Source organism: Enterobacter cloacae complex sp. I1M (assembly GCF_014982425.1).
Taxonomy (GTDB): Bacteria; Pseudomonadota; Gammaproteobacteria; order Enterobacterales; family Enterobacteriaceae; genus Enterobacter; species Enterobacter intestinihominis.
This window is the reverse complement of the sequence record NZ_JADCLG010000041.1, coordinates 91,706-118,186: the sequence shown is the minus strand read 5'-3', so window position 1 is coordinate 118,186 and position 26,481 is coordinate 91,706. Positions and strand designations below refer to the sequence as shown.

26 protein-coding genes are annotated in these 26,481 nt (G+C 53.4%); 21 read left to right on the top strand and 5 right to left on the bottom strand.

Features of this window, described 5'->3' with window-relative positions; genetic code table 11:
• Window positions 1-154 precede the first annotated feature (154 nt).
• Entirely contained in the window at window positions 155-997 is an 843-nt protein-coding gene (locus INF86_RS20650; protein WP_063137743.1) for a lysozyme inhibitor LprI family protein, read from the top strand.
• 48 nt (window positions 998-1,045) lie between these two features.
• Here INF86_RS20650 and INF86_RS20645 read toward each other — a convergent pair whose 3' ends face one another.
• Window positions 1,046-2,242: a sugar transporter gene (locus INF86_RS20645; RefSeq protein WP_022648106.1), complete on the bottom strand. Its 1,197-nt coding sequence runs from the start codon at window positions 2,240-2,242 to the stop codon at window positions 1,046-1,048.
• A gap of 176 nt (window positions 2,243-2,418) precedes the next feature.
• Here INF86_RS20645 and INF86_RS20640 point away from each other — a divergent pair, with 176 nt between their 5' ends.
• From INF86_RS20640 to INF86_RS20630, 3 genes are all read left to right on the top strand, one after another.
• Window positions 2,419-3,207, top strand: a complete 789-nt coding sequence (locus tag INF86_RS20640) for a PhzF family phenazine biosynthesis protein (protein ID WP_063137745.1) — start codon at window positions 2,419-2,421, stop codon at window positions 3,205-3,207.
• Between the two features lie 22 nt (window positions 3,208-3,229).
• On the top strand, window positions 3,230-4,042 hold the full coding sequence (locus tag INF86_RS20635) for a PhzF family phenazine biosynthesis protein (RefSeq protein WP_193543891.1): 813 nt from the start codon (window positions 3,230-3,232) through the stop codon (window positions 4,040-4,042).
• 62 nt (window positions 4,043-4,104) lie between these two features.
• Window positions 4,105-4,587, top strand: a complete 483-nt coding sequence (locus INF86_RS20630) for a GNAT family N-acetyltransferase (protein WP_193543890.1) — start codon at window positions 4,105-4,107, stop codon at window positions 4,585-4,587.
• On the opposite strand, the gene INF86_RS20625 is transcribed toward INF86_RS20630, so the two are convergent.
• Complete coding sequence (locus INF86_RS20625; RefSeq protein ID WP_045622741.1) at window positions 4,541-5,419, bottom strand: LysR family transcriptional regulator; 879 nt, start codon at window positions 5,417-5,419, stop codon at window positions 4,541-4,543. The two genes, INF86_RS20630 and INF86_RS20625, sit on opposite strands and share 47 nt — an antisense overlap.
• A 99-nt stretch (window positions 5,420-5,518) precedes the next feature.
• Between INF86_RS20625 and sad the strand changes: the two genes are divergently transcribed.
• The 8 genes from sad (at window position 5,519) to INF86_RS20585 (ending at window position 14,288) form a co-directional block, all read left to right on the top strand.
• The gene (gene sad, locus INF86_RS20620) at window positions 5,519-6,901 is read left to right on the top strand and encodes a succinate-semialdehyde dehydrogenase (RefSeq protein ID WP_169441104.1); all 1,383 of its coding nucleotides are present in this window, start codon (window positions 5,519-5,521) and stop codon (window positions 6,899-6,901) included.
• A gap of 127 nt (window positions 6,902-7,028) precedes the next feature.
• Complete coding sequence (locus INF86_RS20615; RefSeq protein ID WP_069596556.1) at window positions 7,029-8,618, top strand: methyl-accepting chemotaxis protein; 1,590 nt, start codon at window positions 7,029-7,031, stop codon at window positions 8,616-8,618.
• Window positions 8,619-8,680: 62 nt separating this feature from the next.
• Window positions 8,681-9,607, top strand: coding sequence for a glutaminase B (glsB, locus tag INF86_RS20610; protein ID WP_193543889.1), 927 nt, complete (start codon window positions 8,681-8,683; stop codon window positions 9,605-9,607).
• Entirely contained in the window at window positions 9,607-9,969 is a 363-nt protein-coding gene (locus tag INF86_RS20605) for a DUF4186 domain-containing protein (RefSeq protein ID WP_022648114.1), read from the top strand. The genes glsB and INF86_RS20605 overlap by 1 nt, the downstream gene beginning before the upstream one ends.
• Window positions 9,970-10,027: 58 nt before the next feature.
• A complete protein-coding gene (locus INF86_RS20600) occupies window positions 10,028-10,993 on the top strand; it encodes a sensor domain-containing diguanylate cyclase (RefSeq protein WP_193543888.1) in 966 nt (321 codons plus the stop codon).
• Between the two features lie 82 nt (window positions 10,994-11,075).
• Window positions 11,076-11,603, top strand: coding sequence for a GNAT family N-acetyltransferase (locus tag INF86_RS20595; RefSeq protein WP_032624259.1), 528 nt, complete (start codon window positions 11,076-11,078; stop codon window positions 11,601-11,603).
• A 116-nt stretch (window positions 11,604-11,719) separates the two neighbouring features.
• Entirely contained in the window at window positions 11,720-13,171 is a 1,452-nt protein-coding gene (locus tag INF86_RS20590) for a tagaturonate reductase (protein ID WP_045622735.1), read from the top strand.
• Between the two features lie 202 nt (window positions 13,172-13,373).
• Window positions 13,374-14,288 carry a bestrophin family protein gene (locus INF86_RS20585; RefSeq protein ID WP_003857155.1) on the top strand — a complete coding sequence of 305 codons (915 nt, stop codon included), beginning with the start codon at window positions 13,374-13,376 and terminating at the stop codon, window positions 14,286-14,288.
• Here INF86_RS20585 and INF86_RS20580 read toward each other — a convergent pair.
• Window positions 14,276-14,824: a GNAT family N-acetyltransferase gene (locus tag INF86_RS20580; protein WP_023300104.1), complete on the bottom strand. Its 549-nt coding sequence runs from the start codon at window positions 14,822-14,824 to the stop codon at window positions 14,276-14,278. The genes INF86_RS20585 and INF86_RS20580 overlap by 13 nt on opposite strands.
• Window positions 14,825-15,268: 444 nt before the next feature.
• Between INF86_RS20580 and INF86_RS20575 the strand changes: the two genes are divergently transcribed.
• The 9 genes from INF86_RS20575 (at window position 15,269) to INF86_RS20535 (ending at window position 24,991) form a co-directional block, all read left to right on the top strand.
• Entirely contained in the window at window positions 15,269-15,601 is a 333-nt protein-coding gene (locus tag INF86_RS20575) for a hypothetical protein (RefSeq protein WP_193543887.1), read from the top strand.
• Window positions 15,602-16,099: 498 nt separating this feature from the next.
• A complete protein-coding gene (locus INF86_RS20570; RefSeq protein WP_193543886.1) occupies window positions 16,100-16,744 on the top strand; it encodes a CPBP family intramembrane glutamic endopeptidase in 645 nt (214 codons plus the stop codon).
• Between the two features lie 14 nt (window positions 16,745-16,758).
• The gene (locus INF86_RS20565) at window positions 16,759-18,012 is read left to right on the top strand and encodes an HlyD family secretion protein (RefSeq protein ID WP_032624257.1); all 1,254 of its coding nucleotides are present in this window, start codon (window positions 16,759-16,761) and stop codon (window positions 18,010-18,012) included.
• Window positions 18,012-20,219, top strand: a complete 2,208-nt coding sequence (locus INF86_RS20560; RefSeq protein WP_017382355.1) for a peptidase domain-containing ABC transporter — start codon at window positions 18,012-18,014, stop codon at window positions 20,217-20,219. The genes INF86_RS20565 and INF86_RS20560 overlap by 1 nt, the downstream gene beginning before the upstream one ends.
• Before the next feature lie 11 nt (window positions 20,220-20,230).
• Window positions 20,231-20,458 carry an N-acetyltransferase gene (locus tag INF86_RS20555; protein ID WP_254909581.1) on the top strand — a complete coding sequence of 76 codons (228 nt, stop codon included), beginning with the start codon at window positions 20,231-20,233 and terminating at the stop codon, window positions 20,456-20,458.
• Window positions 20,459-20,592: 134 nt separating this feature from the next.
• Window positions 20,593-21,588 (top strand): alpha/beta fold hydrolase, encoded by a 996-nt coding sequence (locus INF86_RS20550; protein WP_063149957.1) that lies wholly within the window; start codon window positions 20,593-20,595, stop codon window positions 21,586-21,588.
• 44 nt (window positions 21,589-21,632) lie between these two features.
• Complete coding sequence (locus INF86_RS20545; protein WP_023300109.1) at window positions 21,633-22,373, top strand: response regulator; 741 nt, start codon at window positions 21,633-21,635, stop codon at window positions 22,371-22,373.
• Window positions 22,370-23,665, top strand: a complete 1,296-nt coding sequence (locus tag INF86_RS20540) for an ATP-binding protein (protein WP_193543885.1) — start codon at window positions 22,370-22,372, stop codon at window positions 23,663-23,665. Before INF86_RS20545 ends, INF86_RS20540 begins: the two co-directional genes overlap by 4 nt.
• Window positions 23,666-23,800: 135 nt before the next feature.
• On the top strand, window positions 23,801-24,991 hold the full coding sequence (locus tag INF86_RS20535; RefSeq protein WP_193543884.1) for a cytochrome c biogenesis protein/redoxin: 1,191 nt from the start codon (window positions 23,801-23,803) through the stop codon (window positions 24,989-24,991).
• A gap of 6 nt (window positions 24,992-24,997) precedes the next feature.
• Here INF86_RS20535 and tam read toward each other — a convergent pair whose 3' ends face one another.
• Together tam and INF86_RS20525 are read right to left on the bottom strand one after the other, a co-directional pair.
• Window positions 24,998-25,756, bottom strand: coding sequence for a trans-aconitate 2-methyltransferase (tam, locus tag INF86_RS20530; RefSeq protein ID WP_193543883.1), 759 nt, complete (start codon window positions 25,754-25,756; stop codon window positions 24,998-25,000).
• An 84-nt stretch (window positions 25,757-25,840) separates the two neighbouring features.
• A complete protein-coding gene (locus INF86_RS20525) occupies window positions 25,841-26,425 on the bottom strand; it encodes an NUDIX domain-containing protein (protein ID WP_022648128.1) in 585 nt (194 codons plus the stop codon).
• Window positions 26,426-26,481: the final 56 nt, after the last annotated feature.

Sequence of the window (26,481 nt, the reverse complement as noted above, 5' to 3'; positions counted from 1 at the left end):
CGCCTTACCCGGCCTACTCGCAATGGATATAATTCTTATGAATATAAATGCATTCTGAAAATCGAATTTTTTCAGCATTAATATTATCCACTGCCTTGCTGTGTATTACCGCTTAAAGTAACGTTCAGCACTCATTTCTTTTCGGGTTATAGACATGCGAGAAAAATATTCATTTATCGCAGTGAGCACACTGCTTTTTTCATTAAATGCCAATGCTGGGTTGTTCGATTCCACGCCAGATTTCAAATGCGGTCGCGATGATGCCATCTCTGCTGCTCAGTCAAAAATAAGAGATGATGCAGTCAGTAAGTTACAGGTAGCTTATCTCGCTAACCCCTCAGATTTCTACGGTAAACCGCTGAAGGACTACATTGCAAAAGCTAATGAAATCGCAATTGTAATGGCGAATGTCACAACAAAATCGTCTGATGACGAAGCGCAGGCGCGGCGCTGTAGCGCGACCGTCACGCTCACGGTGCCTTCTGAAATCATGGGTTACATTGCATCCTACCCAGACAGACTGAGACGTATAATTAACGATGGTGGAAAGGTGCTTAACAATAACGTTCAATGGGACAAGTTTACCTACTCGTTAGCGATGGCGGATAACGGAAAAGATATTTCAGTTTCATATGAATACAATAATAAAGATTATATTTCTGAATCAATAGCGGCGATGGCTACTCTCGCCATGAATAAAGATGAACTTCAAAAGGCTGAACTCAATAATAAATTAAATATTGCCGCACATAATTATTCCGAGAGCGATCGCCAGTTAAACGAACTATGGAAGTATCTTCCTGATTCCGTCAAAGCTTCGATGAAAAAGGAGCAGAACATGTGGATCAATGAAAAAGCTAAAAAATGCGGCAAAATAAGCGATGCGTCTTCTGCAACCACTCCTCTGGCAACGAGAATCGGTATCTATGATTGTCAGACCAAAATGACAGATGAAAGATTCCGTTATCTTGGCGGTGATGAAGAACACGGATATTAATGCTTCGTAGGCCGGGTAAGGCGAAGCCGCCACCCGGCATAACAAACGTCAACCGTGGCTGGTCTGTTCTTCCATCGCGACCGGCCATTTACGGAAGATAAGCACCGACCAGATCAGCGCAATCAGCGCGGGAATCGCCCCGAGATAGCCAATGGCCGACATCGATACATGCAGGCTGATCTGATTTCCCACCAGCGCACCGGCCCCAATTCCCAGATTAAAAATTCCCGAGAACAGCGACATTGCCACGTCCGTGGCGTCCGGGGCCAGGGCCAGCACTTTGACCTGCATTCCCAGACCAATAATCATGATCGCCACGCCCCAGAACAGACTGAGGATCGCCAGATGACTCTCGCTGCCTGCCGCAGGCATCAGTAACAGCAGGCACGCCAGCAGCAGGCCAATCGCACTGCTTACAAGCGCAGACGCGTGCTTATTGCCCAGCTTCCCGAACAGGATACTGCCGATAATCCCCGCGCCGCCCAGGATCAGCAGCAGAACGGTGGCGAAGTTAGCGCTAAAGCCCGCCACAACCTGAACAAACGGCTCAATATAGCTGTAGGCCGTGTAATGGGCGGTCACCACAATCACGGTCAGCAGATAGATGCTCATCAGCGCTGGTCGACGCATCAGCAGCGGCAGACTTTTCAGCGAGCCGGAGTGTTCGCTGGGCAGTTTTGGCAGCAGTTTGATCAGACACACCAGGGTGATCAGCGCCCCCATGCCGATGGCAAAGAAGGTGGTGCGCCAGCCGAAGTATTGACCCACAATGCGCCCGATCGGCAGGCCTAACACCATCGCCAGCGCCGTTCCGGTGGCAATCAGGCTCAACGCCTGGGCGCGTTTCCCCGCCGGGGCGAGACGAATGGCGAGCGATGCGGTGATCGACCAGAAAACGGCATGGGCAAACGCGATGCCGACGCGGCTGATCACCAGCACCGTAAAGTTCCATGCCATAAATGACAGCACATGGCTGGCTATGAACACCACAAACAGCCCAATCAGCAGCTTACGACGTTCCATCTGGCTGGTCAGCAGCATAAACGGCAGCGACATCAGCGCTACCACCCATGCATAGATGGTCAGCATAATGCCAACCTGTGCCGTTTCCATATGGAAGCTGGCTGCAATGTCGGACAGCAGCCCAACCGGAACAAATTCCGTGGTGTTGAAAATAAACGCTGCGATGGCGAGCGTGACCACGCGTAGCCACGCGACCCTGCGGGAAACCGTGTGTGTTGTCATAGGGATATCTGGGATTCGTTGCCTGAAAGATGAGGAGACGATCTTAAAGCCTTAAACGGCGAAAACTCAACCGTTATGTGATGTGAATCACAAAATTTACCTTCATGCAGCGGTAGCGAACGCGGTTGTTTTCATTGAAGATAAAGAACAACACAACAAAAACAGGCGGTAACACGATGCAGGAGATTGATTTTTATCTGGTAGATGCGTTCAGCGAGTCCTCCTTTGGCGGCAACCCGGCGGCGGTGTGCCCGCTCGACGCGTGGCTGCCGGATGAGACGTTACTGCGGATGGCACAACAGCATAACCAGTCGGAAACCGCGTTTTTTGTGTGCACCAAAGGGGGGATTGAGCTGCGCTGGTTCACCACGCTCACCGAGGTTAATCTGTGTGGTCACGCGACGCTTGCCGCGGCGTATGTTCTGTTTAACGAACTGGATTATCCGGACTCACGCCTTCATTTTGACACCGCTTCTGGTCGCCTGACCGTCAGCCGTGAAGGTGACTGGATGACGCTGGACTTCCCGGCCTGCCCGACGCAGGCACAGACGCCGCCACCGGAGATGCTCGCCGCACTCGGTATCAGCCACTACGTCGAGGCGCGAAAAGGCCGCGCCTGGGTGCTGGTACTGGAGAGCCGCGAGCAGGTGGAAGCCATTAATCCGGATTTCTCCGCCATGACGCCGGGGGAGCATAAAGTGGCCGTCACCGCCCGGGACGAGGGGGAATACGACTTTGTCAGTCGTTTCTTCTCGCCGGGCGTGGCCGTGCCGGAAGATCCTGTCACCGGCTCCGCGCACACCATGCTGATCCCTTACTGGAGTGAACAGCTTGGCAAAACACAGATGTTTGCCCGTCAGGTTTCTGCCCGTGGTGGCGACGTACGCTGCGAACTGAAAGGCGACCGCGTGCGGATGGGCGGGCAGGCGGCGCTGTATCTGAAGGGCACAGTATTTCTGCGCTGAATAAATTTAAGAGGAACCAACGATGCAGGAAATTGATTTTTATCTGGTGGATGCCTTCAGCGACAGGGCGTTCGGCGGCAATGCGGCGGCGGTGTGTCCGCTGGAAGCGTGGCTGCCGGATGAGACGTTGCTGAAGATGGCGAAGCAGCATAATCAGTCAGAGACGGCGTTCTTTGTCCGAACGGATAACGGGTTTGAACTGCGCTGGTTTACCACGCAGGATGAAATTAACCTCTGCGGCCACGCAACCCTCGCGGCTTCTCACGTTATTTTCGAATACCTGGATTATCCGCACACGGAAATCACCTTCACCACGCGCTTTGTCGGCGAACTGACGGTACAACGCAGCGGCGACTGGCTGACGCTTAATTTCCCGGCGTGGTCAACCGAGGTTGTCGATATTCCACCCGCAGTGCTATTCAGCGCGCTGGGCATTAACGCGGCAAAAGAGGTGCGTGCAGGGCGCGATTACATGGTGGTGCTCGACAGCCAGCGGCAGGTAGAGGCGCTGACGCCTAATATCACAGCCATGCTCCCGCTGGGGAAAATGGTCTGCGTTACGGCGCCGGGGGATGAGTATGATTTCGTCAGCCGCTTCTTCTGCCCGGGGGAAGGGGTACCGGAGGATCCGGTGACGGGATCAGCGCACAGCATGCTGATCCCGTACTGGAGCGAAAAGCTTGGAAAAACGCAGATGTCGGCCCGCCAGGTCTCCTTGCGCGGCGGGGATCTGCGCTGCGAGCTGAAAGGCGACCGCGTGCTGATTGGCGGGCAGGCCACGCTGTATATGAAGGGGAAAATTTTCCTTCGTCTCCAGGATTACGGTCATCATTAAAAACTATGACGCCGGTATACAGGGCGGGCGGTATGTTGAACGAAAACGACAAGGAGCCTGCCATGTATTCTATTACCGCTGAATCCGCCCATCATCCAGATATTCTCGCCCTGATTACGGCGCTGGACCGTTATCAAAGCGTTCTCTATCCCGCGGAAAGTAATCATCTGCTGGATTTAACCGAACTGCCGGACGACTCGCTGATCCTGATGATTATTCGTGACACTCAGCTTAACGCCGTCGGGTGTGGCGCTGTTGTTTTGAACGGGGACGGGACCGGGGAAATGAAACGGGTCTATATTGATCCAACCCATCGCGGGCAACGGCTGGGTGATAAATTACTGGCGGCGCTGGAAGATGAAGCCCTCAGCCGCTGCTGCCACACCGTCCGGCTGGAGACGGGGTTCAAACAACACGCCGCTATTCGTCTGTATCAACAGTGTGGATACGAACGGCGCCCCGCGTTTGCCCCCTACAACGAGGATCCGCTGAGCCTGTTTATGGAGAAGACACTGGTGGCTGACGTTCGTTTAGCAGCCCTATAAACGCCTCAAGCTGGCGGGTCATCGCCCCGCGTCGCCACACCAGCCAGGTGGTGAGCCAGCGCCAGTTTTCCGCCAGCGGCCACGCCGCCACCTGATGATGCCCCGGCATACTCTCCAGCATGGAGCGGGGCATCAGCGCAATGCCTGCCCCGGCAATCACGCAGGCGAGCATCCCGTGGTAGGACTCCATCTCGTGGATCCTTCCCGGCGTTACGCGGTCAGCATGAAACCAGCTCTCCAGATGACGCCGGTAGGAACAGTTGGCGCGAAAGGCATACACGTCGCTACCGCTCACCTGCGTGGCTTTTGACACTTCCGCATGGCCCGCAGGGGTGACCAGCATCATCTCTTCCCGGTAAACCGGCATTCCTTCCAGTTCGGGGTGTGAGAGCGGCCCGTCGACAAAGGCGGCGCTGAGCGTCCCCTCAAGCACACCGTCAATCATCGTACCGGAAGGCCCGGTGGACAACGCAAACTGAATGCGCGGATAGCGCTGATTAAACCGCGCCAGACTTTCCGGAATGCGTACGGCGGCGGTACTTTCCAGCGCGCCGAGCGAGAATAATCCCTGCGGTTCATCCCCGGCGACGACCATTCGCGCTTCGTCGACCAGCGCCAGGATCTGTTTGCTGTAGCGCAAAAAATTGTGCCCGGCGGGGGAAAGCCGCAGGCGCTGATTCTCGCGAATAAACAGCTCCACGCCGAGATCCGCTTCAAGCTGTCGGATGCGGGTGGTGAGGTTTGACGGCACCCGGTGTACCTTCTGCGCCGCCTGGGTAATGCTGCCGGTCAGTGCGACGGCGTTAAACATCTCAAGCTGTGTTAAGTCCATACCATTCTCGATTCGTGAACAAGGTGGTGAGTATTATTCATTTTTAAGAAATAGCAGAGTGGGCCACAATCAATCAACTGTTATTACATGGAGAACTTCATGACGTATTCATCTGCTACCCATGCCTACTCTGTCAACCCGGCTACCGGCGAAACGCTGGCTGCTTACCCGTGGGCAACGTCCGGTGACGTTGAGCGTGCCATTGCGCAGGCGGATACCGGTTTTCGTCAGTGGCGACGCGAAAGCGTGGCGCACCGGGCGCAAAAACTTCGCGATCTGGGTGCGGCGCTGCGTAGCCGTGCGGAAGAGATGGCGCAGACTATCTCCCGGGAGATGGGCAAGCCCATTGTGCAGGCGCGTGCGGAGGTGGCTAAGTCCGCCAGCCTTTGCGACTGGTACGCTGAATACGGCCCGGCAATGCTGCGCCCGGAATCTACCCAGGTCGACAATGCGGTGATTGAGTACCGTCCGCTGGGGCCTATTCTGGCGGTGATGCCGTGGAACTTCCCGCTCTGGCAGGTGCTGCGCGGTGCGGTGCCGATCCTGCTGGCAGGGAACAGCTATCTGCTTAAACATGCGCCAAATGTGCTCGGCTCGGCGGAGCTGATCGGGAAGGTGTTCGCGGATGCCGGTTTCCCGGAGGGGATCTTTGGCTGGGTGAACGCGACAAATGACGGCGTCAGCCAGGCGATTAACGATCGGCGTATCGCGGCGGTGACCGTAACCGGCAGCGTTAGGGCTGGTGCGGCAATTGGCGCGCAGGCGGGCGCGGCGCTGAAGAAATGCGTGCTGGAGCTGGGCGGCTCCGATCCGTTTATCGTTCTGAATGATGCCGATCTGGATCTGGCTGTCAACGCGGCCGTGGCCGGACGTTATCAGAATACCGGACAAGTTTGCGCGGCGGCGAAACGCTTTATTGTGGAAGCTGGCGTGGCAGACACCTTTACCCAACGCTTTGTTGACGCGGTCAAGGCGCTGAAAATGGGCGCACCGGATGAGGAAGATAACTATATTGGCCCGATGGCGCGATTTGATCTTCGCGATGAACTGCAACAGCAGGTACAGGCTACGCTGGCGGAAGGGGCGACCCTGCTGCTCGGCGGCGAGAAGCTTGCCGGGACCGGTAACTTTTATGCGCCAACCGTACTCGGCGACGTCACCCCACAGATGACGGCCTTCCGTCAGGAGCTGTTTGGCCCGGTGGCTGCGATTACCGTCGCCAATGATGCGTCGCACGCGTTGCAGCTGGCTAACGACAGCGACTTTGGCTTATCAGCGACGGTCTTTACCGCGAACGATGCGCTGGCTGAAACCTTCTCTCGCGAGCTGGAGTGCGGCGGAGTCTTTATCAATGGCTACAGCGCAAGCGATGCGCGCGTTGCGTTTGGCGGAGTGAAGAAGAGCGGCTTCGGGCGAGAGCTTTCACATTTCGGTCTGCATGAGTTCTGTAACGTTCAGACGGTCTGGAAGGATCGCGTGTAATGTTGATGCCGGGTAGGGCAAGGCCGCTACCCGGCAATTCACGTTTCCTGTCATTATTTTGCAATGGTTCTGTCATTTTCGTTTCGTAGACTCGCTCGCGTCTAACGTATTGTTACAGAAGAAAATTATGAACCTAACGCAAATTTTTCGTCGTCTTGCGCAGCGCTTTTTTCCTCGTCAGTTTGGCCTGCTGACCGGCATCTTTTGTATTATCGGCCTTTTCTCCGCCCTGCAACTTTCATCCTCCTTCCTGCTTACCGCTTCCCTGAATCAAGCCCAGCGTAACGAACAGCGCAATCAGCTGGCCTGGCAGCAACAGAGCAGACTGGATCAGGCGCGTATTTCGCTGCTTGCGGCGAGCGATCTGCTCAACCGCTCCGGGGTGTACTTTATGCAGGATAAAGAGACCGGTTCGGAAGGGAGCTGGCATAGCCTGATGGACGAGGCGCAAAAATCCCTGGCGGCGTCTCAGCAGGCATGGCAAGCCTGGCTCGCGCTTAATCCTCCGCAGGACGAGGGGCTTGTTAATAGCTATCAGCTGTTCTTCGGTGCCATTAGCGAGCAGGCGGAAGGGCTGGTGAAAACCAACAGCATCGACCTCTTTTTCGCCGTACCCGCCCAGGCGTTTCAGACCGATTTTAATGACAACTTTGCACGTTATCAGCAACGGAGTGAGAAGCAGGCGATACAGGGGCGTCAGTCGCTCATGGAACAACTCTCAGGCCTGCAACGGCTGTTCCTGTTTGCGCCGCTGGTGCTGCTGGCTATTGCCATTGCCGTCTGGTTTGCAATGGCGAAATGGGTGATATCCCCGCTACGCCGTCTGATTGTCCATATTAACCAGCTTGCGGCAGGGGATTTGTCGGGAATACCCCCTGACGTTGTGCGTTTTAACAGTGAAATCAGCCAGCTCAGCGGCAGTATTACCGCCATGCAGCGCGGGCTCCAGCAACTGGTGACTCAGGTCAGCGAGGCCACTACCTCTATGGTCGAAAATATCGGGTCACTTGCGCAGGGGAACCAGAAGCTTTATCAGCAGTCCACGCGACAGGCCAAAGAGCTGGAGGAGGTGACCGCGCATATCGCCGATCTCGAAAACCACGTTGAGGGGAACACGGGTTATGCAAAACTCGCCCGCTCGCGCGCGGATGAAGCCCGACAGGCTGCCGTCGGCGGGGAGCAAATGATGACAGCGGTGAATGGCTCAATGCAGACGATCGTCGATCGATCCTCAGAGATGCGTGGGATCGTCGCCATGATCGACAGCGTGGCGTTTCAGACCAATATTCTGGCCCTCAACGCTGCCATTGAAGCCGCCCATGCGGGAGAACAGGGGCGCGGGTTCGCGGTGGTCGCCCGTGAAGTGGGGCTGCTGGCCAGAAAAAGCAGTCACTCTACGCAAACCATCCAGTCGCTAATTAACCACTCGCTACAGGGCATTGAAGAAGGTTCTCAGGTGGTAAACCGTCTGGAAGAAAATCTCCAGCAGGTCACCGGGTTGGTGGCCAATCTGAGTAGCCTGCTGAATGATATTTCGCTGGCCACTCTAAATCAGGGGGAAAGCATTCATCAGATGACGCGCCAACTTCAGGCGCTGAATCAGGTATCGCGTCAGACAGATGTGCTGGTTAGCGAAGCGTCGAATGCCTCTGAGCGCCTGCATCGGGAGTCAGATCTTTTGTTGCAGGCCGTCTCGCGTTTTCGTCTCCCTGCCTGACGTGACGTATAAGCCTCTGTTATACTCGCAGCCCGTTTTAGCCTGAGGGCAAGGAGCAAAGTGTGGCTGCGGTCATCCATAATGAGATGCTGGACGAGATTCTGGCGCAGGTTCGTCCGTTACTGGGGCAGGGTAAGGTTGCCGATTACATTCCCGCGCTGGCCTCGATCAGCGGTTATAAGCTCGGCATCGCCATTTGTACTGTCGACGGGCAGCGTTTTCAGGCGGGAGATGCACTGGAGCGCTTTTCAATTCAGTCGATCTCAAAAGTGCTTAGCCTCGTTGCCGCCATGCGCCAGTATGACGAGCAGGAGATCTGGCAGCGGGTGGGCAAAGATCCCTCCGGTCAGCCCTTCAACTCCCTTCTCCAGCTTGAAATCGAACAGGGTAAGCCGCGCAACCCGTTTATCAACGCCGGGGCGCTGGTGGTGTGCGATATGCTGCAAAGCCGTCTGAGCGCGCCGCGCCAGCGTATGCTCCAGATTGTGCGGCAGCTTTCCGGCGTGCAGGACATCGCCTACGATCCGGTGGTAGCGCGCTCTGAGTTTGAACACTCTGCACGTAACGCCGCCATCGCCTGGCTGATGAAGTCCTTCGGCAACTTTCATAATGATGTCGCCACGGTTCTGCAAAACTATTTTCATTACTGCGCCCTGAAGATGAACTGCGTTGAACTGGCGCAGACTTTTCTGTTTCTGGCGCATCAGGGCCATGCCCCGCATCTGGGCGAGGACGTTGTCTCCCCGATGCAGGCCCGGCAGATCAACGCCTTAATGGCAACCAGCGGAATGTATCAGAACGCCGGGGAGTTTGCCTGGCGCGTGGGGCTGCCGGCTAAATCCGGCGTTGGCGGCGGCGTTGTGGCCATTGTTCCGCACGAGATGGCGATTGCCGTCTGGAGCCCGGAACTGGACGAGACCGGCAACTCACTGGCGGGCGTCGCGGCGCTGGAACAGCTGACCAAACGCCTTGGACGGTCCGTATACTGATGTCCACGTTAGATCCTCTGTTCACGCGCCTGGCTCGCTCCACGTTTCGTTCACGATTTCATTTAGGGATGAAAGAGCGGCAATACTGCTGGGATAAGGGCGCGGACACTATCGATAAGCATGCCGCTGATTTTGTCGCCGCGCGGCTGGCGCCTGCACACCCGGTGAATGACGGTAAGCAGACGCCGATGCGCGGCCATCCGGTTTTTATCGCCCAGCATGCCACGGCAACCTGCTGCCGGGGCTGTCTGGCTAAGTGGCATGCTATCCCGCAGGGCGTGCCGCTGAGTGCGCAGCAGCAACAGTATATCGTCAACGTGATCCATCATTGGCTGGTCATTGAGGTAAATCGTGCCTCCTGAACTGACAATGTCTCTGTTTAAGCTACGCTTTTACTAATGCTCAGCGTCAGGAGACGTCATGAAAGCACCTCTAATTCCCGTGAATGAAACGGAGCGCATGAATGCGCTGCGCGAGTCCGGTCTGCTTGATATCGACAATTATCCCGCGTTTGATCGTCTCACGCGGCTGGCAACACGCTTTTTCAGGGTGCCGCTGGCGATGATTACGCTGGTGGATGACCACGCTGCGATCGTGAAATCTGCCGACGGGCGGGCACTCGCCAGCCAGCCTCGCGATCTCTCGTTTTGTGGTCATACGATCCTGGGTGACGCGCCGCTGGTGGTGGCTGACACGCTGCTGGACGAACGCTTTGCGGATAATCCGCAGGTGGCGGGAGATCCGGGCGTGCGCTTTTATGCCGGTTTCCCGCTGCGTTTACGTGACGGGGCGTGCGTAGGATCGTTGTGTCTCATTGATTACGCACCGCGTGAGTTTACCGCTGCGGATTCCGCCGTACTGGCCGATCTCAGCGCGCTGGCAGAAGATGAATTTGCAGCCGTTAGCGCCGCCACGACCGATGAACTCACGGGCCTGTTTAACCGACGCGGGTTTAACCAGTTTGCGCAGTTTGCACTGTCGGTTTCGCAGCGTAGGGCAGAACCTTTAACGCTTGGCTGGCTGGATCTGGACCATTTCAAAACCATTAACGATCGCTTCGGGCATCAGGAGGGCGACAAGGCCCTGAAAGCGATGGCCGCCCTGATGCGCTCCTCATTCCGCGAGGCCGATATGCTGGTGCGTTTCGGGGGAGATGAGTTCGCGGTGCTGTTTGCGGATACCGATGAGCCTGGCGCCTGGATCGCCATGCAGTATCTCGTCGAACAAACGGAGAAGTATAACGCGCGTCAGCTGCATCCCTGGTCGTTACAGTTCTCCTGGGGGCTGAGCGAGTTCGATCATCACCGCAACGATATGCAGGCATGGTTAAAACACGCGGATGCGCAAATGTACGCCATGAAGCGGCAACATCACGGCGAAAAATGACATAACGAAATCCTATGTCATCGCTTATTGCGTAACAAAAATGTTAATAGCAAAGTGGAGAGATTCAACCTAAGGACGCGCAATGAACTCTCCCATGCTGATTAAACCTCTCTCCCGACAGGACATCCTCAGCCACATTGATGCCCTGAGCGATATCCTCGTCAACTGTGTCAACGGCGGCGCCTCCGTCAGCTTTATGCTGCCTTTTTCTCCCGAGAAAGCCCAAACCTTCTGGCTCGGCGTCGCAGACAGCGTCGGGCGCGACGAGCGTACCGTCCTGGGCTGTTTTGACGCGGAGCAGGGGCTGGTTGGCACGGTCCAGCTGATCACCGACCAGCCGGAAAACCAGCCGCACCGCGCAGATGTCGCGAAACTTCTGGTACATGAGAAGGCGCGCCGTAAAGGTGCGGCAATGGCGCTGATGGAAGCCCTGGAGGCGGTTGCGCGTGAAAAAGCGCTTACGGTGCTGGTGCTTGATACCTCGACCGGCAGCGGCGCGGAGACGTTTTATCAGAGAGCGGGCTGGCAAAAGGCGGGGGAGATCCCACGCTACGCCCTGATGCCGAACGGGGACATGACGGCGACTTCGGTGTTCTATAAATTTCTTTGATATTTTTCACCATCGCGTCCTGAGTTGATCCAGACAGGGGTTCTGGTCCTGAAGTTTTGATAAGTTATCACACCAATCTTATCAGGCTGTATGACTAATCATAAAGGACCTCCATTGTGAACACACTCAACCGTCGTGATTTCCCCGGTGCGCGCTACCCTGAACGTATCATCCAGTTTGGCGAAGGTAACTTCCTCCGCGCGTTCGTTGACTGGCAAATCGACCTCTTAAACGAGCATACCGATCTCAATGGAGGTGTGGTGATTGTACGGCCGATCCAGAGTGATTTTCCGCCGTCGCTGAGCACCCAGGATGGTCTGTATACCACGATTATTCGTGGTCTGAATGAGGAGGGGGAAGCGGTAAGCGATGCGCGTCTTATTCGTTCCGTGAATCGTGAAATCAGCGTCTATAGCCAGTACGATGAATTCCTGAAACTCGCCCATAACCCGGAGATGCGGTTTGTCTTCTCCAATACCACGGAGGCGGGGATCGGCTATCACGCGGGCGATAAGTTTGACGATGCGCCAGCTGTCAGCTATCCGGCCAAACTGACGCGTCTGCTGTTCGAACGCTTTACCCACTTTAACGGGGCTGCGGATAAAGGCTGGATCATCATTCCTTGTGAGCTTATCGACTATAACGGCGATGCCCTGCGTGAACTGGTGCTGCGCTATGCACAGGAGTGGGCGCTGCCAGCGGCATTCATTGCGTGGCTGAATAACGCTAACACCTTCTGCTCGACGCTGGTTGACCGCATTGTTACCGGCTATCCGCGTGATGAGGTGGCAGAGCTGGAAGCCGGGCTGGGCTATCACGACAGCTTCCTCGACACGGCAGAACATTTCTACCTGTTTGTTATTCAGGGGCCAAAATCACTTTCAGCTGAATTGCGCCTGGATAAATACCCGCTCAACGTCCTGATTGTTGACGATATCAAGCCTTATAAAGAGCGTAAGGTGGCGATCCTCAACGGCGCACACACGGCGCTGGTTCCGGTCGCTTTTCAGGCCGGGCTGGATACGGTAGGGGAAGCCATGAACGACGGGGAGATTTGCGCGTTCGTAGAGAAGGCTATTTATGAAGAGATTATTCCGGTCCTGGATCTGCCGCGCGATGAGCTGCACTCCTTCGCCAGTGCCGTAACGGGGCGTTTCCGTAATCCGTATATTAAGCATCAGCTGCTGTCGATTGCACTGAACGGGATGACCAAGTACCGCACCCGCATTCTGCCGCAACTGCTGGCAGGGCAGAAGGCGACCGGTGAACTGCCAGCACGTCTGACCTTTGCCCTGGCGGCGCTGATTGCATTTTACCGTGCCGAGCGCAACGGTGAGCGCTATCCGGTGCAGGACGATGCGCACTGGCTTGAACGTTACCAGCAGCTGTGGACGCAACATCACGACAAACAAGTCACTACCCGTGAACTGGTATCGTCGGTGTTAAGCGTGAGCGAGCACTGGGAACAGGATCTCACTCTGGTGAACGGACTGGTAGACCAGGTTGCGCAGGATCTGGAAGCAATTTTAAGCAAAGGCATGCGCGAGGCGGTGAAACCGCTCTGCTAATCATAATGCCCGGCGTTTGCCGGGTTTTTAACAGACCATTATTAGTTACAACATACTATACGTCCTTTTTTTAAAAAAGCACAGGCAGCACCGTGCGGTCAGGGCTTAACAGGTCAGAAAATGCAATGAACTATTAACATGCTTGCAACCGTGATGAGGATCACGTTTAATAGCCGCGCTCTTTACTTTTCTGAAGCTGATTATGATTGTTCGTCCTCAACAGCACTGGCTGCAACTGATTTTTGTCTGGCATGGTTCGGTACTTCCCAAAATTTATACCCGACTGCTGCTTAACTTCCTGCTTTCCATCGCCGTGATTGTCATGCTGCCGTGGTACACCTCGCTGGGTATCCGCTTTACCGTCGCGCCGTTCAGCATTCTGGGCGTGGCTATCGCCATCTTCCTGGGATTTCGCAATAACGCCTGTTATTCGCGCTACGTTGAGGCGCGTCTGCTTTGGGGGCAGTTGATGATAGCGGCGCGCTCGCTGTTTCGCGAGGTAAAAAACACCTTGCCGGATGATAAACATCTTGGAGAGTTTGTACGCCTGCAAATCGCCTTTGCTAACTGTCTACGTATGACCCTGCGCCGAGAAACCAATGCCGATCAGCTGTCCCGCTATCTGGCTCCAGACGATTTACGCAAAGTGATGGATGCCAACTCGCCGGCGAACCGTATCCTGCTGATCATGGGGGAGTGGCTGGCCGTGCGGCGGCGCAGCGGGCACCTTTCAGACATCCTGTTTCACAGCCTCAACAACCGCCTGAACGATATGTCCATCGTGCTGGCAGGCTGTGAGCGTATCGCCAATACGCCAGTCCCGTTTGCCTATACGCTGATCCTGCACCGGACGGTGTATTTGTTCTGCATCATGCTGCCGTTTGCGCTGGTTGTTGATCTGCATTACATGACGCCCTTTGTCTCTGCGCTGATTTCCTACACTTTTATCTCGCTTGATACGCTGGCGGAAGAGCTGGAAGATCCGTTTGGGACGGAAGATAACGATCTGCCGCTGGACGCCATCTGCAACATGATGGAGCGCGATCTGTTGCAGATGAACGATGAAGAGAACATCCCTGAAAGGCTAATGCCGGATAAGCATTATCAGCTGACCTGACGGGCATTCCACTCGTCGCGGGTGATTTCCCACAGCTCCGAATCCAGCAGGCCGCTGACATAGGCTTTCTTCTCTGTCCTGATGAGTCGCATGCCGCTGCTGTCTGAAATACGTCGGGAGCGGCTGTTGGCCGCCGCTTTCGGCGCGCGTAACACCGCTTTGTTAAGCGTATTGAACCAGTAATCCGTTGCCGCGATACTCGCCTCACGCATATATCCCTGGCCCTGAAATTCCGGCGCGAGCCAGAACCCCCTGTTGTTGTCCTCCACGTCATACAGGCAAATCAACCCCATCAGTTCGTCAGGCGCTTCGCGACGGCGAATCGTCCAGAACCACGCAATCCCTTTGGCCATGTCGGGCAGTGCAACGTTGTTAACATAATTTTCTGCACCGTTTTCCGGGTAGGGCCAGGGGACTGAAGCCACCATATAGCGGACAATTTCCCAGCGCGGATAGCGTTGCTGGATCTGGACGGCATCGGCGGCAACAAGGGGTTTAAGTAATAAGCGTTCTGTCGTAAGCGTGGGTATCGTCATCCGGTGATCTCCATATTTGAGCGTTATCATTTGTTTGGGTTCTGATATTTCATCAATATCACATTCCAGTTGGTCGTGCTTTTGTTATTCAGATTTATCCATAAAGGAGTATGTAATGCCAAGAAAAGCCAGGCCCGAAGAAGCCGAAACACTCTGGCACGTCCGTAACGAAGCGATGCGCCATGGCTGTAAAATCTGTTACGACGCAGAAGTGATTGCGCGCTGGACGTCAGAAAAGATGCCTGAACATTACCGTACCTCCAGGTCGATTTCGTGTTATAGGCCTGCCCATGCAGGAGCTGAACTGCTCCCAAATGGAGCTACGGTTTACGAAGTTCAATAGCTTATTTACATTTGCTTACATAAATACACTTTCTTTACATTAAGTAATGTAAGATATTTTTTTAGCACAAAATGCAAAACTAAATTAAATGGAGATGATTTATGTCGAATATAAGAGCATTAAGCCTTAATGAGATAGCATTAGTAAGTGGCGGCAATGGAAGCGGTAATTATGAAGGTGCCGGTAGTCGTAACACCAGCTCTAAATCTGGTAATTCAAAAGGAAACAATGGCTCTATTTACAAGGGCGTTGACTCATGCGGCGCAGGAATCATCGGTGGTCTAATCGCCTGCTCTCCTGGGGGGCCAGTGGGTATGACCGCTGGGGTAATTGGTGGAGCTATAGCTGGCCAGTGCACAAAAGATAGTTTTTCAGATCGTGGTAGTAAAGATAAAAGTAATAATTACAACGGCCCCGGACAATGCCGTTGGTAAGTAATTTGAGTTGTGTGTGATAATAATTTAAAAGCTCATTATAACTGAATGTTATTCTAGGTGTTTCGATATTTAATGATTATTCGAAGTAGTCATGATGAACTATTATTTTTGATAAAGTTAATGTAATCACAAGTATCGGGTTAAGCATGAAACAATTTTTAAATTTCCTAATTTACTTATTTTTTTTTCATTATCGCATTTACCCTTTTGAAATACGCTGAAGTTCTTGAGTTTGACGAAGTATCACGGCCAGGGATTATATCAAGGTTTCTTATTGCGTTGATTGTATTAATAGCAGTAACTCGATGGGGCGTTAACTTGATGAATAGGTTTAAAAGTAAATAAAGTACACTCCGATAAAAATTGTTGTGTTGCAGAATGGAATCATTACAAATGTTCACTGAAGTTAAAGTGCATGATATCAAAAAATGATTACGATATCATAACCATATTTGTTGATTCTTATATAAAATATGAATTAATAATAGGTTGAACATGATAATCTTTAGGCATGTCTATCCATTCATTTATAGTAAGAAAAACGTAATTGTTCTTTTTATTGCGTCTGTTATCTCAATAATAATTACGTTATCGCCATCCATAACCCTCCGCTATCTTACTCTCGATGTGTCATTTTTCTTATTGTTTATTGCGGAATTTTCAATTGCATTTTTCTTGTATATTTTTTACTTAAGGAAGTTGGATGGTTTTAAATTACGCCCAAGTAGAGATTTAACTTCAATAAAATTTTCTATTGTTGTGTTGTTTGTCATTTTGCTGGTTCAGTATAATGTTTATCTTTACAGGGATAATTTATATCATTATGGACCTTCCCATATTAGTTTTATAGCATTTATAATAGCCACCTTCGTAGTCCCATATTATGAGGAGATTATATACAGGGGCTGTATCTTCGGTGTTTTCCACTCAATTTTTAATAAAAAGTATATTATCCCATGCATATTGACTTCATTGTCTTTTTGTCTGATGCATGGACAATATTATAACATTTTAGATCAATCCATTCTTTTTTTGGTGTCAATATTGCTATTAATAGTTAGAATAAGAAGCAGAGGGTTTTTTTATCCTATTATAATTCATTCGTGCATGAATGCTTTTGTTTTGTCGCTAAATTTTTGAAGGGTATTTGGGATATGAATATCTTCAGGGAAGAGGCTTTAAATCATCAAACAGATTCTGATTATGGTGAGATTGTCTTACCTGCGTCATTCGGTTTATCAGTAAGCGCACTCACAACGTTATTCATATTTCTGTGCCTGATACTCTTTATTCTTTATGGTAGCTATACACGTAAGGCTCACCTTTCCGGAATCGTTATGCCCTCATCCGGGCTGGTAAAAATCACTCCTCAATATGCTGGCTACGTAACCAAATTGACCGCCTCAGAAGGTCAACACATTATTGCCGGTGAGACTCTTTATCATATCAGCGGTGAACATTTCAACGAACAGGGGGCAGGTACACTCGCTGCTATAAGACTTTCCCTACAAACTCAGTTTACAATGCTGACTTCTCAACAGACCCTGGAATTGCGTGACAACAGTCAGCAGCAGCATGCCATACAACAGCGAATAGTTTCCCTGAAACCTCAGGTTAAAAGTGCAGAAAAGCGTCTGTCACTTGCCGTGCATCAGGCTGCGCTGGCCGTGTCTGTTATGGAGCGCTATAAGAAACTTGCTGATACGCATTACGTATCAGATATCGAATACCAGCAGAAGCAGATTGACGTTTCAACGTCACAGCAAAACGTTGAGGATCAGCGTCAGGGGCTTCTGCAACTGCACACCGCGATGGAGGCTGCTAAAGACGACCTTGACCATCTCATCGTTCAGGGTGAAAGCCGGAAGGCTGAAATGGACAGGCAGTTGCAGGTGATCAGGCAACAGCAGGACGAACTGGCAGGTAAGGAAAATTTCACGCTGACTTCACCGGTATCCGGAACCGTTGCTGCCGTGCTGGTCAGACAGGGACAGTCTGTCAGGGCATCTGAACCTGTCATGACCCTCATTCCCGACAATGCCCGTTTGCAGATAGAACTCTATGCTACCAGTCAGAATGCTGGCTTTATTCAGGCGGGGCAGCGTGTTGCCCTGCGGTTCTCTGCCTTCCCCTATCAGAAGTTTGGTGTGCAGTACGGGACTATCCGTGAAATAAGCCATACAACGCTGACATCTTCTGATTTACTCTCCGTATCTCCTGTGACCTGGAAGGAGAATGAAGGTCATTACCGCGTCATCGTTGAACCTGAAAATACTTTTATTCTGGCTTATGGGAAACAGGAAGCCCTGCGCCCCGGCATGGTTCTTGAGGGGGATGTCAGCCTGGATACCCGCAATTTGTGGGAGTGGCTGACTGAGCCGCTCTGGAGCCTGAAAGGAAAGCTGTGATGGATACACTCAAATGGACCGGGAGAAAACAGCTTCCTCTCACCCGACAGACAGAGTCAGCGGAATGTGGTCTGGCATGCCTGGTCATGATGGCCTGCTGGCATGGTCTGCAAACAGACTTACCCACACTGCGCGAACGTTTCAGTATCAGCTCACAAGGGATGACCCTGCAGAGACTGACTGAATGTGCGGCCGGTATCGGATTATCCAGCCGGGCAGTTCGGCTGGAGCTTGAGGACCTAAGATCCCTTTCTCTCCCGTGTATTCTCCACTGGAACATGAATCATTTTGTTGTGCTACATAAAGTTCGCGGAAGCAGGCTGGTTATTCATGATCCGGAAAAGGGAAAAGTAACGCTCTCCCTACAGGATGCTGGAAAACATTTCACCGGCGTCGCGCTGGAGCTGATGCCAGCCAGTGATTTTACCGCTCGGGATGAAAGGAAAAAAATCCATCTGCGCCAACTGACAGGTAAAACACCGGGTCTGTTGTCGGCAATGTCGCGAATTATCGTTTTTGCCGTGGCACTCGAAATCCTGACACTGGGAAGCCCGCTTCTCAACCAGCTGGTGATTGATGAAGTCCTGGTGGCTGCCGACCAGAGTTTGTTGACCGTCATTATTATTGCGCTTCTGCTGATGTCACTGACCCAGATGCTGCTGTCACTGGCCCGCCAGTGGGCGAGTATTACACTGTCCGTCAATTTTAACATGCAGTGGACAGCACGGGTTTTCCATCATCTGGTCCATCTTCCTCTGGCCTGGTTTGATGCACGCAGTAAGGGGAGTATTAATGCTCGTTTTGAGGCGGTAGATACCATCCAGCAGGCGCTGACTACGCAAGTGCTGGAAGGTATTCTGGATGTGTTGCTCGTGGTGACTGCGCTTTGCATGATGCTGCTGTACAGTCCTGAAATGACATTGATCGCCGTACTTGCAGCCATTTTCTATGGTGTGTTGAGGGCACTGTGGTATCCGTCCCTTCGACAGTCGGCAGAAGATGCCTGGGATGCAGGTGCCAAGGAGTCCGGGCATTTTCTTGAAACACTCAACGGGATCCTCAGCCTGAGAATTAACGGTGTGACGGCACATCGTGAGGCCGCCTGGCTGAATCTCAACGTTGCCCGCAGAAATACGCAGTTGCGTCAGAGCCGTCTGCTGATGTGCTATGACATTGCTCACACTCTTACCGGCAGCGTGGTATCAGCAATCATTTTGTGGAAAGGCGCCGGGGAGGTATTGAATGGTACCTTCACCGTCGGCATGCTGGTTGCTTATTTATCCTATCAGACGCGTTTTTCTTCCAGTATCAGTAGCCTGACTGATAAGTTTTTTTCCTGGCGTATGCTCGATGTTTACAACGAACGACTGGCTGATATTGTACTGACCCCGACAGAAGGCCTTCAGCAACAGCCTTTTCGTGAGCATAACAACGCTTCGCACATTCCTTCTGTATCCCGCAGGGAGATGGATGAATATGCTCATGCTCCTCTAGTACTTGAGCACATCATCTTCAGCCACAAGGGAGGGGAAAATCCGATAATCGGCGGGGTGTCGCTGACACTCAATCCCGGAGAAGTCGTTGCCATTACAGGTAAATCCGGATGCGGGAAAACGACACTGGTGAAGCTTATCCTTGGGATCCACATCCCTGATGAGGGCAGGATCAGGGCATTTGGCATATTGCATACGCATCCGGATTATTTTCAGGTTCGTCAGCGTATCGGTACCGTACTGCAGGATGACCATCTTTTCAAAGGTTCTGTAGCAGATAACATTATTTTTTTTAGTGATGACCGAAATTATGAACGAATGATCCAGTGCGCAAGACTGGCACTTATCGACAGCGATGTTATGGCAATGCCGATGGGGTATCAGACGCTGATTGGTGAAACCGGCGGAGGGCTTTCCGGAGGACAAAAACAACGCATTCTGCTGGCAAGGGCGTTGTACAAGAAACCGGGATTCCTGTTACTGGATGAAGCGACCAGCCACCTTGATGTTGAGAGTGAAATCCGGATAAGCCAGACCTTACGTCAACTGGGGCTTCCTGTTCTGCTGATAGCCCATCGCCCGGAAACCATAGCCTCTGCAGACCGGGTTTTGTATCTGGCAGACGGCTACTTAACGGAGCTGAATCTCCAGCATACAGTCAATAATGGCGAGTCTGTTTGTGAATATACTAATGACGTGATGGCAAAAAATTAACCTTAACGTACATAATTTTCGATATCCAAACTTACCCCTATCTGGAAGATCTATTTGTTGACGCTGCCGAACGTGGCGCAGGGGCGGGTAAAGCGCTTATCGACGCCCTGATCGATGAGGGTAAGCGGGAAGGGTGGTCAAAACTCTACTGGGTAACCCGCATGCACAATCCGGCGCGTAAGCTGTATGACCACTATGGTGAAGCCGACGATTACGTCCGGTACCGAATCACCCCTTAACCGGGTTTGTATCACACTGTATCTGCGTCTGTGATACATACACAGGTATGCAATAAAACCGCATCCGCACACATCCTTTATACAAACGCATGGTGTTATATCTCCGTCAACTGAACTCACCCGGAGATAACATCATGTTTAACAAACTCGCATACTCAGCAGTCGCCCTGACCGTTTCGCTTGGCACCGTGATGTCCTGTCAGGCGGAAGCGATGGGCAAGGATTACGCGTCGGCCTTCAACCAGGTAAAACAAATTAACGCTGGCGATCTTAACGTCGGTTATGTCGATATCGGGCCGAAAGAGGGGCAACCGGTGATCCTGCTGCATGGCTGGCCGTACGACATTCACAGCTACGCTGAAGTGGCCCCCGCGCTGGCCGCGAAAGGGTATCGTGTCATTGTGCCGTCCCTGCGCGGGTACGGCACCACGCGCTTTATTTCTGATAAAACGCCGCGAAACGGCCAGCCTTCGGCAATGGCGAAAGACATCGTCAACCTGATGGACGCCCTGGATATCAAACAGGCGGTGTTTGCCGGTTATGACTGGGGTGCACGTACGGCGGATATCGTTGCGGCGCTCTGGCCGGAACGGGTGAAATCGCTGGTCTCGGTAAGTGGCTACCTGATCAGCAGCCAGGCGATTGGCAAACAGCCTTTACCGCCGAAGGCAGAAGTTCAGTGGTGGTATCAGTTCTATTTCGCCACGCCGCGCGGGGCGGAAGGCTATGCTAAAAATACACACGATTTTGCCCGGTTGATCTGGTCCCAGGCTTCGCCTGACTGGAAATTCAGCGATGCCACCTTCAATGCGAGCGCCAAATCCCTCGATAACCCGGACCACGTTGCCGTCACGCTCAGTAATTACCGCTGGCGTCTGGGGCTGGAGAAGGGTGAGCAGAAATATGACGCCTACGAACAGAAACTGGCTACGCTACCGAACATTACGGTGCCGACCATCACCATCGAGGGCGGTAACAACGGAGCACCACATCCTGCACCCGCAGCCTATGCGGGGAAATTCACCGGAAAATATGAGCACCGTACTTTCGGCGCAACAGTTGGCCACAACCCGCCGCAGGAAGATCCGCAGAACTTTGTTAAAGCCGTTGTCGACGCGGATAAGCTCTGATATGTGCTATTTTCAATCCGTTACCTCTTAATCAGGAGCCTGCGGTGGAGCATATTGATCACATCCTTGTCGTCGATGACGACAGGGATATTCGTGAACTGATTGTCGATTACCTCGTGAAATCCGGCTACCACGCCTCTGGCGCGGCGAACGGGAAAGAGATGCGCGTAGTGCTCGACAAACAGCATATCGACCTGGTGGTGCTGGACGTGATGATGCCCGGTGATGATGGCCTGACGGTGTGTCGACAGCTGCGCAGCAGCAGGCATAAGGATCTGCCGATCCTGATGCTCACCGCGCGCAACGAGGACATGGACCGGATCCTGGGCCTGGAGATGGGCGCCGACGATTATGTGGTAAAACCGTTTGTGGCCCGCGAACTGCTGGCGCGTATCAAAACTATCCTGCGCCGTTTTCGTACTATGCCGCCTAATCTTCAGGTGACCGAGGCAGGGCGCCTGGTGGTGTTCGGTGAATGGCAGTTGGATACCGTGGCGCGTCATCTGATTGATAACGAGGGGATGGTTGTGGCGCTCAGCGGGGCGGAATATCGCCTTCTGCGTGTATTTCTCGATCATCCTCAACGGGTGCTGACCCGCGATCAACTGCTGAACCTGACGCAGGGACGTGATGCCGAGCTGTTTGAGCGTTCGATTGATCTCCTGGTGAGCCGCGTGCGACAGCGCCTGAATGAAGATGCCCGCTCGCCAGCCTACATTAAAACCGTTCGCAGCGAAGGCTACGTTTTTACTATGCCGGTGACCATCGTCGAGGCCAATGAATGACGCTGTGGCCCCGCACCTTACTGGCCCGGCTGCTGATCATTGTGCTGCTTGGACTCTTGCTGGCTAACGCGCTCAGCCTGACGCTGGTCATGGTTGAGCGAATGCACAGCGCGCGCACGGTTATGCTGGGCAATCTTGAGAATGACGTGGCGACCAGCGTGGCCATTCTCGACCGGCTTCCGGCCAAAGAGCGGCCAGAGTGGCTGGAACGGCTCGGTCGCGATAATTATCGTTATATCCTTGGTCCCGGCGAGGCTGGCGCTGCGCCAACGGACAAGCGCTCGCGGGATGCGATTCGCACCCTGAAAGAGACGCTTTCAGTTCAATATCCGCTCCAGTTTACGGCAGTGCCGGGGCCTGTTTCCCACATTCAGGCCCATCTGACGCTCCGCGACGGCGCACCGCTCACTATCGATCTGATCCCGCGCATGCCGCCAGTCGCCAGCTGGTTACCCGTGGTGCTGGTTCTTCAGTTGTTACTTGTCGCGCTCTGCTCCTGGATTGCCGTGCGCCAGGTTGTCCGGCCTTTCCTGCAATTCACGCGCGCGGTTGATTCCCTCGATCCTGCGGCCCATTCTCCTATGACTGAAAAAGGTCCGGTTGAGGTGCGACAGGCGGCGCAGGCTTTTAATGAGATGCAGTCGCGGATACAAACTTATCTGCGTGAACGCGCGCAGATTCTGGCGTCCATTTCTCACGATCTTCAGACGCCCATCACGCGTATGAAGCTGCGGGTCGAAATGGCGGATCAGCCCGAACTCCACGATAAGTTGTTGAGCGACCTGGATAATATGTCGCGCCTGGTACGAGAAGGTATTGCCTATGCCCGGTCATCAGAATCACTGAAAGAGACCACGCTTAAGCTGGAGCTAAACGCGTGGGTTAACAGCATCGCCAGTGATTATCAGGACATTGGTAAAAACGTGCAGTTTCATGCACGCAGTACACGTCTGCCGATCGTCACCCGCCCCCAGGCATTGCGCCGGGTAATGACCAATCTGCTGGATAATGCGCTCAAGTTTGGCCATAGCGCGGTAATAGAGATTGATGAAGATGAAAGGCAGGTAGCGATCCGCATTATGGATAACGGCCCCGGCATCCCGGAGGCAGAACTGGGGGCGGTGTTACAGCCGTTCTACCGGGTTGAAACGTCGCGCAACCGCGAAACGGGCGGCACCGGGTTAGGCCTCGCCATTGCCGCGCAGCTCACCGCCCAGCTTGACGGGAAATTGCATCTTGCAAACCGGGCAGAGGGCGGGCTGGCCGTAAGCGTGACTCTTCCGCGCGTTTAATTGTACGCCTGTGTATCTGCGCGCCGTGCGGATACGAAGGCAGACAAAATTCAGTTTTTTGCACACGGCCTGAACACATTCGCAGGGTGAAATGACCTCACTGCATCTTCGCAGCAACTGTATCGTGAGGTCGTTATGTTTCTGATAATCGCTTTTTTAGGCGGCATGATTAGCCTGCTCAGTCCGTGCACGCTTCCCGTTATTCCTCTGCTGTTCGCCGGCTTTCAGGGGCAGCGCAAACACATTCTGGCGCTTCTGGCGGGAATGATAGTGATGTTCACGTTTGTGGCGATGGTAGTAACGGTTGCCAGTGACTGGATCGCTGACGCCACCGTTATCGGTCGCTGGATTGCGCTGCTGGTAATGAGCATTGCCGCCCTGGCCCTGATCTTCCCGCAGTTCGCTCAGCGCATTGCCAGCCCGGCGGTCAGCGCGGGGAACGTTCTTAACACCCACAGCGTTCAGCGACACGGCATGTTTTCGGCTTTTCTGGCAGGGCTGGCCGTTGGACTTCTGTGGTCCCCCTGTGCAGGACCGATTCTCGGGGCGATCTTCGGCATTAACATTACTGGCCACTCGGCCATCGCAACCGGAGCGCTGTTAGCCGCTTACGGCAGTGGGTGCGCGTTGATGCTGGGGCTGCTTGTCGCGGGGGGCCGTAAGCTGATAACCCCTCTGAGAGCCAAATCCGCATTGATGGAGCGTCTGCGTCAGGGCGCAGGGGTGATGATGTTAGCCGCCGTGGCTTTCAACGCCTCAGGAATGACGTCGGTCCTGAAAGGCGCCAGCGGTATTACCGACCAGCTGGAAAACGCTCTCTTGAGCCTTGCGCAACCAACCTCCACGCAGGTGAAACTGCGACCGATCGCTGACGCAATGCCGAGCAGCCAGCTACCGACATTAAGCGGCGGTACGGGCTGGGTAAACGGTGACCCTGTCACGTCTAAGGCCTTGCGGGGGAAAGTTGTGCTTATCGATTTCTGGACCTGGGACTGTATCAACTGCCAGCATACCCTTCCGCATGTTCGAGACTGGGCGAAGAAATATGAGTCACAAGGTCTGGTGGTGATTGGCGTCCACACCCCTGAATACCCCTGGGAAAAGCCGTTATCATCGGTGAAAAACGCGGTCAACGAATGGCAGTTGCCGTACCGCGTAGTGACGGATAATAACTACAAAATCTGGAGCGCGTTCGGTAATCAGTACTGGCCAGCACATTACTATTTCGATGCGAAAGGGCAACTGCGTTACACCTCGTTTGGCGAAGGCAACTACGACAAGCAGGAGGCTGTAATTCAGCATTTGCTCAAGGAAGCGCGTTCCTGATTCGGCTTACGGAACCCGCTGAGCAACCATAAACAGGCGCGGAAAAGCCAGCAGTATCTGCCCGTTCTCCTGGAGCGGATACTGCTCTTCCAGCAGCTCGAGGTAGCGTTTCAGAAACTTTTGCTGCTCGCTCTTGTTGAGATCCTGTAGCCACGGCCGTAACCCCGTCGCGCTGACCCAGTCAATAATCGCCTGATGAGAGCTCATCTGATGAAAGTAGGTGGTGCGCCAGATATCCACGTCGCATCCCGCGTCCGTCAGAATATCATAGTAGGCATGAATACCCGGCAGCTGCTCGCGGCCACGATCGGGGTAGCCCTGTTCCCAGGCAACTTCACGCATCAGGGCGTGCGTCGGCTCAAGCCAGTTGTCAGGCATTTGTATCGCCAGCACGCCGTTTAACTGGAGCAGTGAAACCAGATGCGGCAGAAGGTGGTAATGGTCCGGGATCCATTGCAGGGAAGCATTGGCGTAGATCAGGCTGAGAGGCTGGTCAGGTTTGTAGTGACGGATATCCGATTCAACAAAGTGGCAGTCTGGCAGGGCCTGTCGGGCTTCCTCCAGCATCGCCGGGGAGTTATCCACACCGGCTATCTGCGCTGAAGGCCAGCGTTGTTTCAGCATCGCGGTGCTGTTGCCTGGCCCGCAACCCAAATCCACGCCAGAGGTTATGTCAGCAAGCGGCACCCGGGCCAGTAACTCAGCGGCGGGACGTGTGCGTTCTGCGCTGTATTGTAGATATAGAGAAGGATCCCAGTCGGCCATTTTCGCATCTCCATGTTGAGGTGTTCAGCAAGAATAGCACAGGCAAATACCTGCGCAGGGGCAGGTATCCGGATAAACGTGAGATTATAAAATGCCTTTCAGGGCCACGTGATAAAGCAGCATGATGGTTTTACCGTCGACGATCTGGCCATTCTCGATGCCACGAAGCGCGTCGTCCAGCGTCATTTCCAGCACGTCGATATCTTCCCCCTCTGCTTTAACGCCGCCGCCCGCGCTGGTCCGATCCTGCGGGTGATATTCCGCCAGATAGAAGTAGAGTTTTTCGGTAACGGAGCCCGGGCTCATATAGGCCTCAAAAATTTTCTCTACGCGCGTCACCTTATACCCGGTTTCCTCTTCCGCTTCGGCCTTAATCCGGCTTTCCGGGTCAAGGTTATCGAGCAACCCGGCAGCCGCCTCAATGAGATCCTCTTCGTGACCATTGATAAACACAGGGAAACGAAACTGACGTGTAAGAATGACTGTTTTGCTGTCGCGATTATAGAGCAGGATCGTCGCGCCATTCCCGCGGTCATACACTTCACGCTCTTGCCGCTGCCAGTCACCATCGCTGCGCTGGAGGTCAAAAGTGTATTTTTTCAGGTTATACCAGTTGTCGGACAACGTTTCGCTGTTAATGATGCGTATATCTGCACGTTTTGATTGCACGTTTGGCTCTCCTCTCGTAGAGTATGCATCATAAACAGCATTTTCGTGTAATTACA

Coding starts and splice junctions, on each gene's coding strand:
- INF86_RS20565 (WP_032624257.1), top strand. CDS start 16,759: ATGAATATCTTCAGGGAAGAGGCTTTAAATCATCAAACAGATTCTGAT.
- INF86_RS20645 (WP_022648106.1), bottom strand. CDS start 2,242: ATGACAACACACACGGTTTCCCGCAGGGTCGCGTGGCTACGCGTGGTC.
- sad (WP_169441104.1), top strand. CDS start 5,519: ATGACGTATTCATCTGCTACCCATGCCTACTCTGTCAACCCGGCTACC.
- INF86_RS20580 (WP_023300104.1), bottom strand. CDS start 14,824: ATGACGATACCCACGCTTACGACAGAACGCTTATTACTTAAACCCCTT.
- INF86_RS20560 (WP_017382355.1), top strand. CDS start 18,012: ATGGATACACTCAAATGGACCGGGAGAAAACAGCTTCCTCTCACCCGA.
- INF86_RS20585 (WP_003857155.1), top strand. CDS start 13,374: ATGATTGTTCGTCCTCAACAGCACTGGCTGCAACTGATTTTTGTCTGG.
- INF86_RS20535 (WP_193543884.1), top strand. CDS start 23,801: ATGTTTCTGATAATCGCTTTTTTAGGCGGCATGATTAGCCTGCTCAGT.
- INF86_RS20570 (WP_193543886.1), top strand. CDS start 16,100: ATGATAATCTTTAGGCATGTCTATCCATTCATTTATAGTAAGAAAAAC.
- INF86_RS20575 (WP_193543887.1), top strand. CDS start 15,269: ATGTCGAATATAAGAGCATTAAGCCTTAATGAGATAGCATTAGTAAGT.
- INF86_RS20600 (WP_193543888.1), top strand. CDS start 10,028: ATGAAAGCACCTCTAATTCCCGTGAATGAAACGGAGCGCATGAATGCG.
- INF86_RS20640 (WP_063137745.1), top strand. CDS start 2,419: ATGCAGGAGATTGATTTTTATCTGGTAGATGCGTTCAGCGAGTCCTCC.
- INF86_RS20650 (WP_063137743.1), top strand. CDS start 155: ATGCGAGAAAAATATTCATTTATCGCAGTGAGCACACTGCTTTTTTCA.
- tam (WP_193543883.1), bottom strand. CDS start 25,756: ATGGCCGACTGGGATCCTTCTCTATATCTACAATACAGCGCAGAACGC.
- INF86_RS20625 (WP_045622741.1), bottom strand. CDS start 5,419: ATGGACTTAACACAGCTTGAGATGTTTAACGCCGTCGCACTGACCGGC.
- INF86_RS20605 (WP_022648114.1), top strand. CDS start 9,607: ATGTCCACGTTAGATCCTCTGTTCACGCGCCTGGCTCGCTCCACGTTT.
- INF86_RS20550 (WP_063149957.1), top strand. CDS start 20,593: ATGTTTAACAAACTCGCATACTCAGCAGTCGCCCTGACCGTTTCGCTT.
- INF86_RS20540 (WP_193543885.1), top strand. CDS start 22,370: ATGACGCTGTGGCCCCGCACCTTACTGGCCCGGCTGCTGATCATTGTG.
- INF86_RS20635 (WP_193543891.1), top strand. CDS start 3,230: ATGCAGGAAATTGATTTTTATCTGGTGGATGCCTTCAGCGACAGGGCG.
- INF86_RS20630 (WP_193543890.1), top strand. CDS start 4,105: ATGTATTCTATTACCGCTGAATCCGCCCATCATCCAGATATTCTCGCC.
- INF86_RS20615 (WP_069596556.1), top strand. CDS start 7,029: ATGAACCTAACGCAAATTTTTCGTCGTCTTGCGCAGCGCTTTTTTCCT.
- INF86_RS20595 (WP_032624259.1), top strand. CDS start 11,076: ATGAACTCTCCCATGCTGATTAAACCTCTCTCCCGACAGGACATCCTC.